This window comes from Nesterenkonia sp. YGD6 (genome assembly GCF_022565895.1).
GTDB lineage: Bacteria > Actinomycetota > Actinomycetes > Actinomycetales > Micrococcaceae > Nesterenkonia.
This window is the reverse complement of sequence record NZ_JAJOYY010000007.1, coordinates 62,538-77,928: the sequence shown is the minus strand read 5'-3', so window position 1 is coordinate 77,928 and position 15,391 is coordinate 62,538. Positions and strand designations below refer to the sequence as shown.

The 15,391-nt window shown below is 68.4% G+C and carries 13 protein-coding genes; 5 read left to right on the top strand and 8 right to left on the bottom strand.

Features of this window, described 5'->3' with window-relative positions:
• Positions 1–49: 49 nt before the first annotated feature.
• The 4 genes from LTI14_RS11875 to LTI14_RS11860 all read right to left on the bottom strand — a co-directional run bounded on the left by LTI14_RS11875 (position 50) and on the right by LTI14_RS11860 (position 5,717).
• Entirely contained in the window at positions 50–979 is a 930-nt protein-coding gene (locus LTI14_RS11875; protein WP_241466268.1) for an aldo/keto reductase, read from the bottom strand.
• Positions 976–2,145, bottom strand: a complete 1,170-nt coding sequence (gene solA, locus LTI14_RS11870; protein WP_241466267.1) for an N-methyl-L-tryptophan oxidase — start codon at positions 2,143–2,145, stop codon at positions 976–978. The genes LTI14_RS11875 and solA overlap by 4 nt, the downstream gene beginning before the upstream one ends.
• Positions 2,142–4,796 (bottom strand): GcvT family protein, encoded by a 2,655-nt coding sequence (locus tag LTI14_RS11865; protein ID WP_241476649.1) that lies wholly within the window; start codon positions 4,794–4,796, stop codon positions 2,142–2,144. The genes solA and LTI14_RS11865 overlap by 4 nt, the downstream gene beginning before the upstream one ends.
• A 150-nt stretch (positions 4,797–4,946) precedes the next feature.
• Positions 4,947–5,717: an IclR family transcriptional regulator gene (locus tag LTI14_RS11860; RefSeq protein WP_241466265.1), complete on the bottom strand. Its 771-nt coding sequence runs from the start codon at positions 5,715–5,717 to the stop codon at positions 4,947–4,949.
• 187 nt (positions 5,718–5,904) lie between these two features.
• Here LTI14_RS11860 and LTI14_RS11855 point away from each other — a divergent pair, with 187 nt between their 5' ends.
• The 3 genes from LTI14_RS11855 (at position 5,905) to LTI14_RS11845 (ending at position 8,682) form a co-directional block, all read left to right on the top strand.
• Positions 5,905–6,252 carry a bifunctional 3-phenylpropionate/cinnamic acid dioxygenase ferredoxin subunit gene (locus LTI14_RS11855; protein WP_241466260.1) on the top strand — a complete coding sequence of 116 codons (348 nt, stop codon included), beginning with the start codon at positions 5,905–5,907 and terminating at the stop codon, positions 6,250–6,252.
• A complete protein-coding gene (locus tag LTI14_RS11850; RefSeq protein WP_241476647.1) occupies positions 6,249–7,430 on the top strand; it encodes an NAD(P)/FAD-dependent oxidoreductase in 1,182 nt (393 codons plus the stop codon). The genes LTI14_RS11855 and LTI14_RS11850 overlap by 4 nt, the downstream gene beginning before the upstream one ends.
• A gap of 85 nt (positions 7,431–7,515) precedes the next feature.
• Positions 7,516–8,682, top strand: a complete 1,167-nt coding sequence (locus tag LTI14_RS11845) for an aromatic ring-hydroxylating oxygenase subunit alpha (RefSeq protein WP_241476645.1) — start codon at positions 7,516–7,518, stop codon at positions 8,680–8,682.
• Between the two features lie 92 nt (positions 8,683–8,774).
• Here the strand turns inward: LTI14_RS11845 and LTI14_RS11840 are convergent, their stop codons facing one another.
• Complete coding sequence (locus tag LTI14_RS11840) at positions 8,775–10,982, bottom strand: catalase (RefSeq protein ID WP_241476643.1); 2,208 nt, start codon at positions 10,980–10,982, stop codon at positions 8,775–8,777.
• Between the two features lie 152 nt (positions 10,983–11,134).
• Complete coding sequence (locus tag LTI14_RS11835; protein WP_342357761.1) at positions 11,135–12,046, bottom strand: NADP-dependent oxidoreductase; 912 nt, start codon at positions 12,044–12,046, stop codon at positions 11,135–11,137.
• 340 nt (positions 12,047–12,386) lie between these two features.
• Here LTI14_RS11835 and LTI14_RS11830 point away from each other — a divergent pair, with 340 nt between their 5' ends.
• Positions 12,387–13,196, top strand: coding sequence for an aldo/keto reductase (locus LTI14_RS11830; RefSeq protein WP_241471119.1), 810 nt, complete (start codon positions 12,387–12,389; stop codon positions 13,194–13,196).
• A 270-nt stretch (positions 13,197–13,466) separates the two neighbouring features.
• On the top strand, positions 13,467–14,702 hold the full coding sequence (locus tag LTI14_RS11825) for a glutamate--cysteine ligase (protein WP_241466249.1): 1,236 nt from the start codon (positions 13,467–13,469) through the stop codon (positions 14,700–14,702).
• A gap of 14 nt (positions 14,703–14,716) precedes the next feature.
• On the opposite strand, the gene LTI14_RS11820 is transcribed toward LTI14_RS11825, so the two are convergent.
• Together LTI14_RS11820 and LTI14_RS11815 are read right to left on the bottom strand one after the other, a co-directional pair.
• Positions 14,717–15,166 carry an N-acetylmuramoyl-L-alanine amidase gene (locus LTI14_RS11820; protein ID WP_241466247.1) on the bottom strand — a complete coding sequence of 150 codons (450 nt, stop codon included), beginning with the start codon at positions 15,164–15,166 and terminating at the stop codon, positions 14,717–14,719.
• 3 nt (positions 15,167–15,169) lie between these two features.
• Positions 15,170–15,310 carry a hypothetical protein gene (locus LTI14_RS11815; RefSeq protein WP_241466245.1) on the bottom strand — a complete coding sequence of 47 codons (141 nt, stop codon included), beginning with the start codon at positions 15,308–15,310 and terminating at the stop codon, positions 15,170–15,172.
• Positions 15,311–15,391: the final 81 nt, after the last annotated feature.

Below are 15,391 nucleotides of genomic sequence, written 5' to 3'. Positions count from 1 at the left end.
CAGAGACACGGTGTCCTCAGAAGCTGATGAAGCTCAGAGGTTCCAGCCCTCAGGGAAGCCGGTGCCCGGCCGCGACCAGCAGCTCGTACCACTCCCGGCGCGAAAGCCTGATCTCGGACCCAGCGGCGGCCTCTTCCACCCGGCTGCCCTGGGTGGTGCCGAGCACCACCTGGATGTCGGCGGGGTGCCGGGTCAGCCAGGCTGTGGCGATCCCGGTCGGAGTGACCCCGTGCTGCTGCGCCAGCCGCTCCAGCACAGTGTTGAGCTCGGGGTAGTCCGGGTTGTCCAGGAACACCCCGCTGGGTGACTGAAACGGCGACCATGCCTGGAGCGTGATCGCGTGCCGGCGGCAGTACTCGACGATGTCGGCCCCGGCCGGGGTGACCGCGCCGGTCTGGCCCAGGGTGTTGGCCTGGGCGCCCTCGGTGAGGATCGGGGCGTGGACCAGGGATAGCTGAATCTGGTTGACCACCAGCGGCTGGGTCACCGCGGTGCGGAGCAGCTCGATCTGTCCCACCGTGTGGTTGGAGACTCCGAAGTGGCGCACCTTCCCGGCGGACTGGAGCTCGTCGAAGGCCCGGGCCACCTCGGCGGGCTCGACCAGGGGGTCGGGCCGGTGCAGGAGCAGGAGGTCGAGGTGATCGGTCTGCAGCGACCGCAGCGATTCCTCCACCTCGGTGATGATGTGCTCATAGGAGAAGTCGTAGAAGGGGCCGTCCTTGACGATGCCGACCTTGGACTGGATCAGCACCTCGTCGCGTTCGGCGCTGGTGAGCTTGACCGCCTCGGCGAAACGGCGTTCGCACTGGTGCGGGGTCTCCCCATAGATGTCGGCATGATCAAGGAAGTCCACCCCGGCCGCTCGGGCACGGTCATAGAGCTCCCGGACCTGTTGGTCGGTCTTGTCCGCGATCCGCATCAGTCCCAGCACCAGCTGGGAGGTGGAGCGTCCGGCGGCGGGCAGTTCGATGGTCCTCATCCCTGCAGACTACTGCGCTGCGGGTCGAAGAGCCCGATGGGGTGCGCGGTGTGCCCGTCCAGCGCCAGATCGGCCAGGATCTCTCCGACCACCGGCACGAATTTGAAGCCGTGGCCGGAGAAGCCGCAGGCCACCGAGACCTGGGGATGCTCAGGATGCAGGCCGATGACGAAGTGCTCGTCCGGGGTCACCGTGTACAGACAGGTCTTGGCCTGGACCACATCCCCGCTCAGGTGTGGGAACAGCTCCCGCGCGCGGGCCTGCATGCGCACGTTCTCGGCCGGGTAGATGCTGCGATCGATGGTGTTCGCAGTGGTGGGGATGCCTTCACGGAAGAAGCCGAGCTTGAAGCCCCCGTCGGGTCCGTCGGTCATCGGGAACCCGTAGATCTGCAGGTTCTCACACGTCTGCTCCACGTAGACCGGATGCTGTTCCTCGCTCCAGGCGGGGTAGGGGACGGCGTCGAAGTCGGGGGCGAACCAGTGGAAGACCATCCGCTCCACGCTCAGCGGAAGCCGCATCCCGGCGAGCAGCTCTGGCGCCCAGGCGCCGGGGGTGATCACCAGCCGCGCGGCCCGGTAGCTGCCCGCGCTGGTGCGCACGGTGACGCCCTCTCCGTCGGCGGACCACCAGCGGACCGGTTCTTCGAAGTGCAGCTCGGCGCCCTTGCGTGCGGCGACCTCGGCGTTGGCGCGGACCGTCTCTTCTGGTCGCACATAGCCGGCGTTGGCCTCATAGAGGCCCATGGCCTCGTCGTGGGGGTCCATGGTCGGGAAGCGTTCGCGGATCTGGGCGGCGGTGAGCACCTCATGGTCGAGCCCGTGTTCCAGGGCTGCCGCATGCGAGCCGGCGAAGGTCTTTGATTCCGGGTGCCCGATGTAGATGCCCCCGCAGAGCTGCATCAGGTCGCGTCCGGACTCCTCTTCCAGCTTGCGGAATCCGGCATAGGAGCTGAAGAGCAGCGGCACATAGGCGGAGTCCTCGAAATAGGACTGTCGGATGATCCGAGTCCCGCCGTGGGCGGACCCCTGGTCGTGCCCCGGCTGGTAGGTCTCCAGTCCCAGCACCCGGGCGCCCCGTTCGGCGAGCGCGTTCGCCGCGGCACCGCCCATGGATCCCAGTCCGATCACGATCACGTCATAGTCGGCTGAACCCTGCATGCTCATCCCCTCATCCTGGTGCTGCCCGGATCGAAGCGCGGCTCCGCGGCGACGACGGCGGGCAGCCGTTCCCCGAAACAGGCGATCTCCACCGGATCTCCGATGCTGCGTGCCGCACCCTGGGCCGCACCCTCCAGCCAGGCGTAGGCGATGGACTCTCCCACCGTATAGCCCTGATCCGCGCTGGTGACATAGCCCAGCGGGTCGGTCCCGCCGGGGGCGAAGACCGGTTCGTGCCCGAGGAGCACCTGCGCCGGGTCTTCCAGCACCAGACACTGCAGACGGCGCCGCGGCACATCAGCCCCGAGCGCGGCGAGCTTCTTCGCCGCCTCCCCGGTGACGGCGAAGTCCACCCCGGCCTCGACGGGGGTGTGCTCCCGGGTCATGTCAGTTCCCCAGAGTCGGAAGCCCTTCTCCAGCCGCAGGCTCTCGAACGCGCGCCGCCCCACGGGGCGGATCTGCTGCGCCTGGCCGGCGTCCATCAGCGCGTCCCAGAGGAACCTGCCGAACTCCGCCGGGGCGTAGAGCTCCCAGCCGAGCTCCCCGACGTAGCTCAGCCGCAGGGCGAGCACCGGAACCCCTGCCACCCGCAGCTGCCGGGCACGGTAGAACTTGAAGTGCTCATCGGAGAGGTCCTCCGCGACGAGCTTCTGCAGCACGGTGCGCGCCTGTGGTCCCCACAGGCCCAGGCCGCAGGCGCCGGTGCCGGCATCGGTGAGCTGCAGGGTCTCCCCTGCGGCCGGCTTATGCTCCGCGATCCGGGCGCGGAGCCAGGCGGTGTCCAGGGGGCCGTTGATGCCCAGGTGATAGCTCTGCGGCCCGGTCCGGGCCAGGGTGATGTCGGAGAGCACACGTCCTCGCTCATCGAGCAGCAACGCATAGACGATGCCGCCCACGGTCCTGCTCGGGCGCCGGCTGAGCAGCCCGCGGGCTTGCAGGTCCAGCAGGAAGGCGGTGGCGCCGTGCCCTTCTGGATCAGCGTCGGCATCGACGGCGGTGCAGGGTTGAGTGCCGTCGGTGGTGCTGGGTGGAGCACCGTCGGTGGTGCTGTGGCCTGTGCTGTGCAGCTGCAGCCGCGACAGCGAGGACATGTCCACCAGCCCCACGTGTTCGCGCAGGTGCCGGGCCTCGCGGGCCGCGATCGGGCTCCAGTGCCTGCCCGACCAGGCGTCTCGATCCGGGAGCGGCTGGTCGCCGAGCCGCGCCTCGCCCAGTCCCTGGTTGGACTCGAACCACAGCGGCCGCTCCCAGCCGGCGGCGGATTCGAAGACCGCGCCGAGCTCCTGCTGCCGCGGGTGGAAGGCCGAGGTGCGCAGCCCGCGCATCCGCAGGGTGGTGGCCTTGGGGTGGATGATGTCGTAGACCTCGTCGTAGGACTCCTCGCCCTGCTCCTGGGCCCAGCGGGAGGAGACCACCGCGGGGTCGAAGCGACCCAGGTCCAGACCGTGGGTGTCGATGCCGGGGTCTCCGGTGGTCATCCAGTCCGCCATCACCTCACCGACGCCGGCCGACTGGGTGACCCAGACCGATTGGGCCATCCACAGCCCGGCGGTGCCCGGCACGGGCCCCAGCAGGGGACCGCCGTCGGGGGTGAAGGAGAAGATCCCGTTGAAGCTGCGCGCGGCGTCCAGTCCCGCCGCACCCTCCCCGCCCCTGGCCAGCTGGGGCAGCAGGCGCTGCGCCTCGGCCCAGGTGGGGGCGAAGTCCTCGGCGGTGAAGGGGTGCACGGCCGGGTGGATCCCGGTGCGCGCGAAGTCCTCCGCGGCGGCGATCTGATCCGGGGCCACCGGCAGCGGTCGATGCTCATAGGCGCCCACGGCGATCCGATCCCCCCACTCGCGCAGGTACATCGCGCAGTCCTGATGCCGCAGCATCGGCTTCACGACCTCGGTGGCCGCGTCGACCCCGGTGGAGACGGGCAGGCTGAACCCGAATCCGTGCTCCACAGGCAGCATCGGCAGCTCCAGCCCCAGCTGATCGCGCGCCATCCCCGGTCCCCAGAGTCCGGCGCAGAGCAGGACGACGTCGGCGGGCAGGGTCTCGCTCGTGTCGACGCCGGATCCCTCGACATCGACGGGACAGATCTGGACTCCGGTCACCTGTGAGCCTGAGGTGTTCACCGCAGAGACCCGGGTCCAGGGCAGCAGCGTGGCTCCCCCGGCCTCGGCTCGCCGGGCCTGGAACTCCACCGCGCGCACACCCTTCACCACGGCGTCGGTCGGGGTGTGCAGCCCGCCGAGCAGTCCGGTGGTGTCCAGCCCGGGCCAGAGCGCGGCGATCTGCTCCGGTGGGATCAGCTGGGCCGGCACGCCCCAGGACTGCGCGAAGCCCTGTCGGCGGCGCAGCTCGCGCAGCCGCTCCTCGGTGGTGGCGAGCTCGATGCCGCCCACCCGCTTGGAGACCCACTCCCCGTTCACGCTCAAGCCGTCGAGCTTCCTCAGCGTGCGCTGAGCCAGCTGCGTCATCGCGCGGTTCGGGGAGGTCTGGAAGACGAAGCCAGGAGCATGTGAACTCGAGCCGCCGGTCTCGAACAGGGGCCCCTGCTCCACCACGGTGACGTCGGTCCAGCCGCGCAGCACCAGTTCATCGGCCACCGCCGCGCCGACGACGCCGAGGCCCACGATCACCACGCGCGGACCCCTGGAGTGCTGCGCCATGTCCCTGCTCCCTCAGCCGCCACCTACTGTTGCTTAGTTCGCAACACTATGGTGTATTACGCACCAGCCTAGGGATACCTCGAGGCCCGGACAAGGGGTCGGTCAGAATTGATCCGCCGGGGACGCGACCCCCGCAACGGAGCAGTGCCGTCAGGGGTGGTTCGGATGAGGAAGGAAGCCCAGTCGATGCTCGAGCTCCCCGGCGGCATCGCGCAGCATCGCCACATGCTCGACGAAGGCAGACTCCGGCAGCCTGAACGCCGGTGCCGTGGTGGAGAACGCCGCCACCACTCCACCCTGCGGTCCGCGGACCGGCACCGCCAAGGCGTTGATGCCCTCTTCCCACTCCGCCACCGCAGAGGCCCAGCCCCGCTGGCGCACCGCGGTCAGCTCGGCGGCCAGCACCTCGGTCGCAGTGATGGTGGAGGCGGTGAATGCCTCCAACGCTCCGCCGAGGACCCGGTCCTGCTCGCTGGCCGGGGAATGCGCCAGCAGCACCTTGCCGGTGGAGGTGGCATGCAGCGGAGCGCGCTGACCCACGTACTGCCGGGCCACGCCGACCATCCGCTGCCCCACCGTCTGCGTGATGGTCACCGCATACCCGGCGTCGAGGATCGCAACGTTGACCGTCTCGTTCAGCGAAGCCGCAGCGGCGTCGCAGCACACCTGGGCATCGCGGGAGAGGTCCACCCGGGCGCTCACCGCGCTGGCCAGGCGGAGCAGCCCGAACCCGAGCCGGTACGCTCCGCGCTGACCCTCCTGCTCGACCAGGTCATGGGACTCCAGCGTCGCCATCAGCCGGGATGCGGTGGACCGGTGGACCTGCAGGCGCCGGGAGATCTCACTGACGCTGAGCGGGGATTCGACACTGAGCAGCTGCAGGATCTGCGCCGCGCGATCCACGGACTGAACTTCACTCATGTGAGCACCCCTGACTCCTGTCGGCCTGATGTCGTGTGGTTCGGACTTCGTTTCGCTCCGATGAATTCGTCTTCAATTTCGGCCAAACCCTTGACGCACCCTCGGGGCGGCCTTGCATACTTTTGTTGTGCATCACGAACGTTGTTGCACTATATGCAACAGTATCCTTGAGTGGCGGTGAAGGCAATTGAGTTTCCGAGCCTGTTCCATCGATGACCTGGTTCCCGGCGAAGGCCTGCGAGTCACCAGCGTGAGTCCACCGATCGCCGTGTTCCTCACCGAGGAGGGCACCGTCCACGCCCTGGATGACACCTGCACCCATCAGGACGCCTCGCTGGCGGCGGGCTGGGTGGAGGACTGCCGCGTGGAGTGCCCGCTGCATGAGAGCACCTTCTCGCTGACCACCGGAGAGGTGGACCAGCCGCCCGCCAAGCGTGGAGTGCGGGCCCATCAGGTCACCGTCCGTGACGGGGAGGTCCTGGTGGAGCTCTCCACGGCGGCGCCGAAGCTGCCTCCGGGGGTGGAGGTCGCATGAGTCTCGCTGAAGAAGGTCACCTGCTCATCATCGGCGCCGGCCTCGCCGGCTATCACACGGCGCGCCAGGTGCGCGCCCAGGGTCACGCCGGTCCGATCACGATCCTCGGCGCGGAGGCCCATCCGGCCTATGACCGCCCGGCACTGAGCAAGGCCTTTCTGTGCGGAACCACGGATCTGTGCGATCTCTACCTCGATGACCCCTCCGATCCGCTGGATGCGCGCTGGGTCAGATCCGATGCGGTGACCGCGCTCTCCACGGAGCCGCTGGGGGTGCAGACCGCCTCGGGCACCTTCTACCTCGGCGACGCGGTGGTGATCGCCACCGGCGCCGAGGCGCGGCGCCTGAGCGGTCATGCGATCCGCAGCGTGGAGGACGCCGCCGCACTGCGCGCAGCTCCACTGGCCGGCGCCCGGGTTGCGGTGATCGGAGGAGGCTTCCTGGCGCTGGAGACCGCCGCGACGTGCACCACCCGCGGGGCCGGCAGCGTGACGGTCATCGCCGGTGAGGATCTGCCCGGGCTGCGCCGACTGGGTCGGCCGGTGGCGCGCGCGCTGCACAGTCTGCATGAGCAGCACGGCGTGCGCTTCACCGGCGCTGCCCGCGCGCTGGGCGTGACTCGGGCACCACCTGATCCGCAGGCGGATCAGGTGGTCACGCTCAGTGACGGCCGAGGGATCCCGGCCGACGTCGTGATCAGCGCGATCGGCGCGAGTCCAGCCACCGAGTGGCTGAGTCGCAGCGCCCTCGCCCTGGATCCCGGCACTCAGGCGGTGCTCGCCGACGACACCGGATTCACCGGGATCCCGGGGGTCTGGACCGCAGGAGACTGCGCACTGTGGTCGGCCCAACGCACCGGGCTGCGTCCAGTGGGGCACTGGCAGGAGACCGTGGATCAGGCTCAGGCGCTGGCCGCCGCGCTGCTCGGCGGGTCCCCCTCCCCCATGCAGGAGCCCTACCTCTGGTCAGACCAGCATCACGTGACCATCCAGGCCGCCGGCATGCTCGCGCTCGCCGACGAGGTCCAGGTGCTGGCTGGAAGCATCGAAGGAAACGACCTGCTGGTGAGCTACCTGCGCGGAGGCACCGAGATCGGGATCCTGGGCATGAACCGGCTGCGCGAGGTGGTGCGCTGGCGCAAGTCCCGCCGCATCCGCCCGGCCGTCCTGGCTGCCTGAGCCTTCCCGCATCTTCTTGAATCCGCTGGGCCCTCCTGACCTGGTGGACCCCCGACCTGCTGAGCCCCTCACGAAGGACGAACCGATGATCATCGACCAGCTCGACACCCCGCTGACCGGCACCTCGTTGAAACCGACCCCCGCCGGGGTCGCCTATACCGACCCGGAGATCTTCATTCGTGAGCAGGCCGAGATCTTCGAGAAGATGTGGAACGCCGTGCTCCGCGCAGACAGCCTGGCAAGCCCCGGACAGTGGCGCACGGTCACGGTGGGCCGGGAGGAGATCATCGTGGTGCGCACCCGCAAGGCCGGGATCAAGGCGTATCTGAACGTCTGCCGACACCGCGGCATGCGGGTCTGCACCACCGCGGAGGGCAGGTCCAAGACCCTGCAGTGCGGCTATCACGCCTGGACCTATGCCCTGGAGGGCGAACTCGTCGCCGCCCCGAACCTGACCTCGATGCCCGATGTCGATCGCGGAGAACATGGGCTCAAGACCGTCCACGTGCGCGAATGGCTGGGCTACATCTGGCTCTGTGTGAGCCCTGCGGCGGGGAGCTCAGCCCCGCCGTCGTTCGAGGAGACCGTGATGACGGAGGTCTCCACGCGCTTCGGAGAGGTCCAGAGCTTGGAGAACTACGGCATCGAGAAGCTTCGGGTCGGGCAGACCCGGCGCTACGAGGTCGCGGCGAACTGGAAGCTGATCATCGAGAACTTCATGGAGTGCTACCACTGCGCCACCATCCACCCCGAGCTCACCGAGGTCATCCCGGAGTTCGCGCAGGGCTGGGCCTCCCAGGCGCAGGACGAGATCCACGGCGCCTCCTTCGGCGCGCAGGTCGAGGGCTTCACCGTGGACGGCTCCGCCGGCGTCGCGGCGCTGCCGGCCATCGCAGAAGCCCAGGACCGCAAGTACTATGCGATCACCGTGCGCCCGCAGGTGTTCATCAACACCGTGCCCGATCACGTGATCTTCCACCGGATGTACCCGGTGTCAGCGGCGAAGACCATCGTGGAATGCGACTGGCTGTTCCTGCCCGAGGTCGTGGAGAAGCAGCTGGACGTCTCCCGGTCGGTGGAGCTCTTCCACCGGGTCAACCTCCAGGACTTCGAGGCCTGCGAGCAGACCCAGCCGTCGATGTCCTCGAAGGCCTACGACGACGGCGGGGCGCTGGTCCCCAGCGAGCACCACATCGCGGAGTTCCACCAGTGGTGGGCACGACAGATCGGCCCCTTCGCGAGAGGTCGGTGACGTCTCACGGAGGGGCCGAAAGGCTGATGCAGCGCAGCCGTCGCTGAGGACGACCAGCTGGGACCAGCTGGTCCCAGCTGGTCCCGCTGGGTTCAGGCGAAGCGCTCCCAGGCGCGGTGGGCGCCCATGAGCGTGAAGAGCTCGTCCGTGAGCTTCTCGGGTGTGCCCACCAGGACGCCGGGCGCCGTGGGGGAGACGCCGCTGGCGGCCAGCAACGGGGTGCCCGCGGGGAACACCACTGCCTTGCCGTGGCGATAGGCCTCGGCGGCCATCAGCGTCAGCCGCGGATCGACCTGCGGGTCACCGGTGGGGTCACCGAGCTTGTGGTCGGTGTCCGGGCTGGCCCCGGCGGCGCCGGCGGCGGTCGCGGTGAGGAAGACGATCGCATCGAACTCGATGGACCGTGCGGTGAGGTAGGTCCGCTGGGCCGGGGTGCCGTCGGACAGCGGCGCACCGGTGGGGGCGACCACCAGCGGGACCATGTCCTGGGCATCGATGGCCCTGCGGATCCTCTGGATCGCGTCGATGTCGCTGGACTCATCGACCACCACGCCGACCAGCCGACCTTCGATCGGCCAGGTGCCGCCGATCTGGGACAGCGTGGGGCTGAGCACCTCTGGCTCGACCGGAGTCTGGAGCGGCTCGGGCACCGGAAGGCCGAGGCCCTCGGCCACTCCGGCGGCGAGGTCCGCGTCGATGTGGGTCAGCTGCTGCAGCTGGCGCTCCTTGATCCTAGGCTCGTAGCACTTGGCCAGCTCGAAGGTGTACGCCTGGATCACGTGCAGCTGCTCGGTGCGGGTGAGGCTGCGGTAGAACATCGTGACCTGGGTGTAGTGGTCATCGAAGCTCTGCGGGTTCTCCCGCACCTTCACGCTGGCCGCCACGGGTTCCGGGAAGTCGATCAGCGCGCTGGGCACGCCGGACTCGGCCGAGATGTCCTTGACCGGGTATGGATTGCCGCCGTCGAAGGAGTTCGGGTGGTATGGGGCCACTCCGGCGTGGTCTGCGCTCTGATGGAAGCCGTCGCGGAGCATGTCATTGACCGCCGCGCGGGGCCGGTTGATCGGAATCTGCGCGAAGTTCGGGCCGCCCAGGCGGGTGATCTGGGTGTCCAGGTAGGAGAACAGGCGGGCCTGCAGCAGCGGGTCATTGGTGACCTCGATGCCGGGGACCAGGTGTCCCGGGTGGAAGGCCACCTGTTCGGTCTCCGCGAAGTAGTTCTGCGGGTTCTTGTTCAGGGTCATCTTGCCGAGCATCTGCACCTCGGCGAGCTCCTCGGGGATGAACTTGGTGGGGTCCAACAGATCGATGCCTTCGAACATCTGATCCTCGGTGTCGGGGAAGACCTGCACGCCGAGCTCCCATTCCGGGAAGGCGCCGGCCTCGATGGCGTCGGCGAGGTCCCGGCGGTGGAAGTCCGGGTCCACGCCGTTGGTCATCAGCGCTTCCTCCCAGGTGATGGAGTGCACGCCCAGCTTGGGCTTCCAGTGGAACTTCACCAGCGAAGATTCGCCCGCGGCGTTGATCAGCCGGAAGGTGTGGACGCCGAAGCCTTCCATCATGCGCAGCGAGCGCGGAATGCCGCGGTCGGACATGTTCCAGATGGTGTGGTGCTGCGCCTCGGTGTGCAGCGAGACGAAGTCCCAGAAGGTGTCGTGCGCGCTCTGCGCCTGTGGGATCTCCCGGTCCGGGTGGGGCTTGCCGGCGTGGATGATGTCCGGGAACTTGATCCCGTCCTGGATGAAGAACACCGGGATGTTGTTGCCCACGAGGTCATAGTTGCCCTCGTCGGTGTAGAACTTCGTGGAGAAGCCACGGGTGTCACGCACCGTGTCAGCGGAGCCTCGGCTGCCCAGCACGGTGGAGAAGCGGGTGAACACTTCGGTCGTGGCCTTCTCCGCCAGAAACTTCGCTGAGGTCAGGTGACCGGCGGTGCCGTAGGACTCGAAGACGCCGTGCGCGGCGGCGCCGCGGGCGTGGACCACGCGCTCCGGGATCCGCTCGTGATCGAAGTGCATGATCTTCTCGCGCAGGTGGTGGTCCTGCAACAGAGTCGGTCCCCGGCTGCCGGCCTTCAATGAGTGGTCGGTGTCGCGGACGCGGGCTCCCTGCGCGGTGGTCAGGTACCTGCCCTGCTGCACGCGTCCCGTGTCACTGCCCGGCACTTCGGCGCCCGTGGGGCTGACCGGTGCTGCCGCGCGCTGGTCCTGCTTGGGCGGAAGCGGCTCGCGCGGCTCGACCGGCTGGCCCTCCGTGGGAGGTTCGGCCTGTGGCGCGCCTGGAATATGGATGTCATTCATCGCAACTCTTCTCTGTGGTTTTCGACCAGAGCTGGTCTCACAGAAGAACCGGTTGGCCCTCTCCCCCTGGGATGAGACCTCGCGTGGTCAGGCTAGACCCGCTGGCTGGTGGTCGGCACGACGCGTGAGGCGCGGTGCCGACCGTCGGCGCTTCAACGGGTGGTATCGATGAGGATCTTGCCGTTGGACCCCGACTGGTTGGCCTCCATGGCCGCGGCGGATTCTGCCAGCGGGAAGACGCGATCCACGGCCACGCGCAGGTTGTCTGCGGCGACCTTCTCCAGCAGCGAGCGCAGCCGGTCTCCATCAGGGCGGACCCAGATCCAGTGGCCGCCGTGCTCCTCGACGGAGGGGTCGGCCACGGAGATGTGCCGGCCACCGTCGGCCAGCACTGCCAGCGTGTCGTCAAGGACCTCCCCGACGAAGTCCGCCACAGCGGTGACGCCCTGGGGCGCGGCTTCGCGGACCCGGTCGGCCAGGCCTTCGCCATAGGTCAGCGGTGTCACGCCGAGTTCGCGCAGCTTCGCGTGGTTGTGCTCCGACGCGGTGCCCAGCACGGTGGCCCCGCGCTCGACTGCAAGCTGAGCGGCCAGGTGGCCCACCCCGCCGGAGGCGGCATGGATCAGCAGCGTGTCCTCGGCGGTGATCTCGAGGGTCTCCAGCGAGCGCAGCGCGGTGAGGCCGGCGAGCGGCAGTCCGGCGGCGGAGTCGAAGTCCACCCCGTCGGGGACCCGTGCCACGGAGGCGGCAGGCACCGAGACGTACTCGGCGTAGGTCCCCCCGTGGGTGAAGTCCTTGCGGGCGTAGGCGGCGACGCGGTCACCGGCGGTGAACTCCGGCACGTCGGGGCCGGTGGTCTCGATGACCCCGGAGACGTCCCAGCCGGGGATCACCGGGAAGACGACGTCGATGAGCTGATCCAGCCCGCCGGACATGAGCTTCCAGTCCACCGGGTTCACCGAGGCGCGTTCGATCTTGATCAGGACGGCTCCGGGCGCCACCTTGGGCAGCGGAAGTTCGGTCAGTTCGAGGGTCTGGGGGTCGCCGTATTTGGAATAGCTCATTGCACGCATGGTCATGGCAACCCCCCGGTGAGCGGTTTCTATTCCGCGCCGCTGCAGATCCCTGCCGGCCACGCTCAGCTCCAGTCCGAGGGCGCGGGCGAGGCCACGACCGACCTCAGCGATGCCACCAGCCGCTCCGGGACGGCCTCGGCTGAGCGGGGCACCGTGAACTCTCCAGGAGAAGTCGTTCACGCACTGCGCCGGGTGTCCCAGAGTCGGAATCCGACCCCGGGCAGCTGGCAGTGCTCACCGGCTTCGCCGCGGTTCTGGGCTTCATCTCACCCGGCTCGGTGCAGGCCAGCGCCACCTCCGCAGCGTGCTGAGAGCGTAGGATCGCCGCATGATCGAGCTCAACTCAGGAACTCAGATGCCAGAGATCGGCTTCGGCACCGGCAAGGCCACCACCGAAGCGATGGTGTCCGCCCTGCATGCCGGCTACCGGCTGTTGGACACGGCGCAGATGTATGGCAATGAGGCGGAGGTCGGCGAGGCGGTCAGGCGCTCCGGGGTCGACCGAGCCGCGGTCTTTCTCACCACGAAGCTGAACAACGGGAATCACGCGCCCACCGCCGTCCGGGAGACGTTCACGGAGTCGCTGGTGACGCTGGGCTTCGACTATGTGGACCTGTTCCTCATGCACTGGCCGATGCCGATGCTGGACATCGACTATGTGGACACATGGAAGGCCATGTTAGAGCTCGCCGAGGACGGCCGAGCCCGCGCCGTCGGCGTCTCGAACTTCCAGCCCGCCCAGCTGGAGCGCCTCATCGAAGCCTCCGGTGTGGCCCCGGCGGTGAACCAGATCGAGATGCACCCCTACTTCCCCAACGACGACGCCCGCCGCTTCTGCCAGGAGCGCGGAATCGTGGTGCAGGCCTGGAGCCCGTTGGCCCGCACGGATCAGTTCGGTGATCCGGTGCTCACCCAGATCGCGCAGCGGCTCGGGGTCACTGCGGCCCAGGTGATGCTGCGCTGGCACCTGCAGCGCGGCGTCGTCGCGATCCCGAAGAGCAATTCCGCAGAGCGGATCGCGACGAACATGGACATCCACAGCTTTGAGCTCAGCGATCAGGACATGACCGCCATCGCAACGCTGGACAAGGGCGAGGACGGCCGCCGCGGCGGTCACCCGGATACCTTCACCGGATGATCCTCGCCCCTTCTGGCGGGCATGCGGCAAGGTGCGCACGCCGAGACTGACGCATGAAAAGTGGCAGGTTTCTGCCGCTGAATGGGTCTGACCTGCGACTTAGCGAGGACCACCTTCCCATAGTACTTTCGACTCTTCTGCGAGTTGAGGTTCGCAGGTACGCTCGCCTCATCAGCGGGGGCGAAGACCGGCGCGGTCAGCACGGGGGTGTGACTGTCCGCCGGTTTCGTCGCCGTACCCGAATGACTCTCGAGGGTGAGGGACCTGTCCGTGCGAACCTTTGGCGTTGAAGAAGAGCTGCTGCTGGTGGACGACTCTGAGCTGGAGCTCCTGCCGCTGGGGTGGCAGGTCGCGGAGCGGCACGGCGTCCGGACCGAGACCGGGCATGAACTGGCCTCAGAGCTGCAGCAGGAACAGCTTGAGGTGGTCCACCCGCCGCAGACCACGTTGAGTCAACAGCTGGCGACGATCCGCTCGGGCCGCGCCTGGGCGGACTCCTGTGCCGCCGACGTCGGAGGCCGTGTGGTGGCCCTGGCCACCGCTCCCGGGGCAGTGACTCCACACCTGGTCCCGCACCAGAGGTTTCAGCAGATGGCTGGATGGGCGGGCATCACGGCACTGCAGCAACTGACCGGTGGGATGCACGTCCATGTGCAGGTGCACTCCCGGGCGGAGGCTGTGGCAGTGCTGGACCGGATCCGGGTCTGGCTGCCCACGCTGCTGGCGCTCAGCAGCAACTCCCCTTTCTGGGACGACAGCGACACCGCGTTCCATAGCTACCGCTATCAGACCTGGGGCCGCTGGCCGAACACCGGGCCACCCGATCTCTTCGAGTCCATCGACGCCTACGACCGGCAGCGCGAATCCCTGCTGCGCTCCCGGGTGCCGCTGGATGACGGCATGATCTATTTCGACGCCCGAATCTGCGAACGTCATTCCACGGTGGAGGTGCGGGTCCCCGATGTCTGCCTGTTCGCCAGCCACGCCGCGGTGATCGCCACCCTGACTCGCGCCCTGGTGGAGACTGCTGCGCGAGATTGGCGCGCCGGTGTTCCCCCGCTGCCGGTGGATACCGCAGTGCTGCGGGCGTGGACCTGGCGGGCCAGTCGCTGCGGAATCGAGTCTCTGCTGGTGGATCCCTTCACCGCGATGCCAGCTCCGGCCGGGGAAGTGGTGACCCACCTGCTCGACACCGTCGCACCGGTGCTCTCGGAGTACGGAGAGGACCGCCAGGTGGATGCGCTGATCAGCGAGATTCTGCGCAACGGGACCGGTGCGTACCACCAGAGGGAGGCCTTCCGTCACGCCGGTGACCCCCGCGACGTGATCGCCGCCGCGCTGCACGCCACCCACAATGTCAGCCATCCGGGCGCCGTCAGTGAGGGACCCTTCGACCAGGGTGCGTCCGATCCAGGAGCTCTGAATCGGGATGCGTCGGCTCGAGAGTCAGCGAATCTGGCCTTGCTGAATCGGGAGTCGGTGAACGCCGGGGAGGACTGGCTGTAGCCCACCCGCACCGCTCAGATCAGGGCGGCGGTGCGGTCCCGGATGTACTCCCAGTCCACGGTGCCCGGGCAGGCGGTGGGGACCACAGACTCGTGCGGGACGATGGCGGTGCGCGGATTCAGGTTGAACTGCCGGCACAGCGTCACACAGCGTTGGATCGACATGTTCAGCGTCTGCGTGGTGGGCGCGCGCTCGGGGTCCGCGGAGTGCTCGATCCCGATGCTGCGCTGATTGAAGGCCCAGTTCCCGGAGTGCCAGGCGGTGTTGTGCACGCTGACGTACTGGTGGATGCGCCCCTCGCCGATCCCGTAGTGCGCACTGACCTGGGAGTTGGGGTTCAGGAAGGTGGCGTCACAGGCAGCCAGGTTTCCCACGATGTAGTGGATGACGATGCGGTCCACGGCGGTCCCGCCCCGACCCACGGTGGAGTTCGGGGAGGTCTTCCAGATCACGTTCTGTTTCACGGGTCAGTTCTCCATATCGTGTGAGACGGCGGTGAGCGTGTCTGCGTCCTGCGCGGAGAGCTCGAGCTGCGCTCCGGCGAGCAGGGCCGGAAGCTGTTCGGTGGTGCGGGCGCTGGCGGAGAACCATTCGCCGAGGATCGTCACAGACTCGCCGCTGCTTCCCCCGACCCAGGCCCAGCAGCGGTCCGCGGTGTCAGTGCTTCCCAGAGCGCTCCTGGAGCCGAC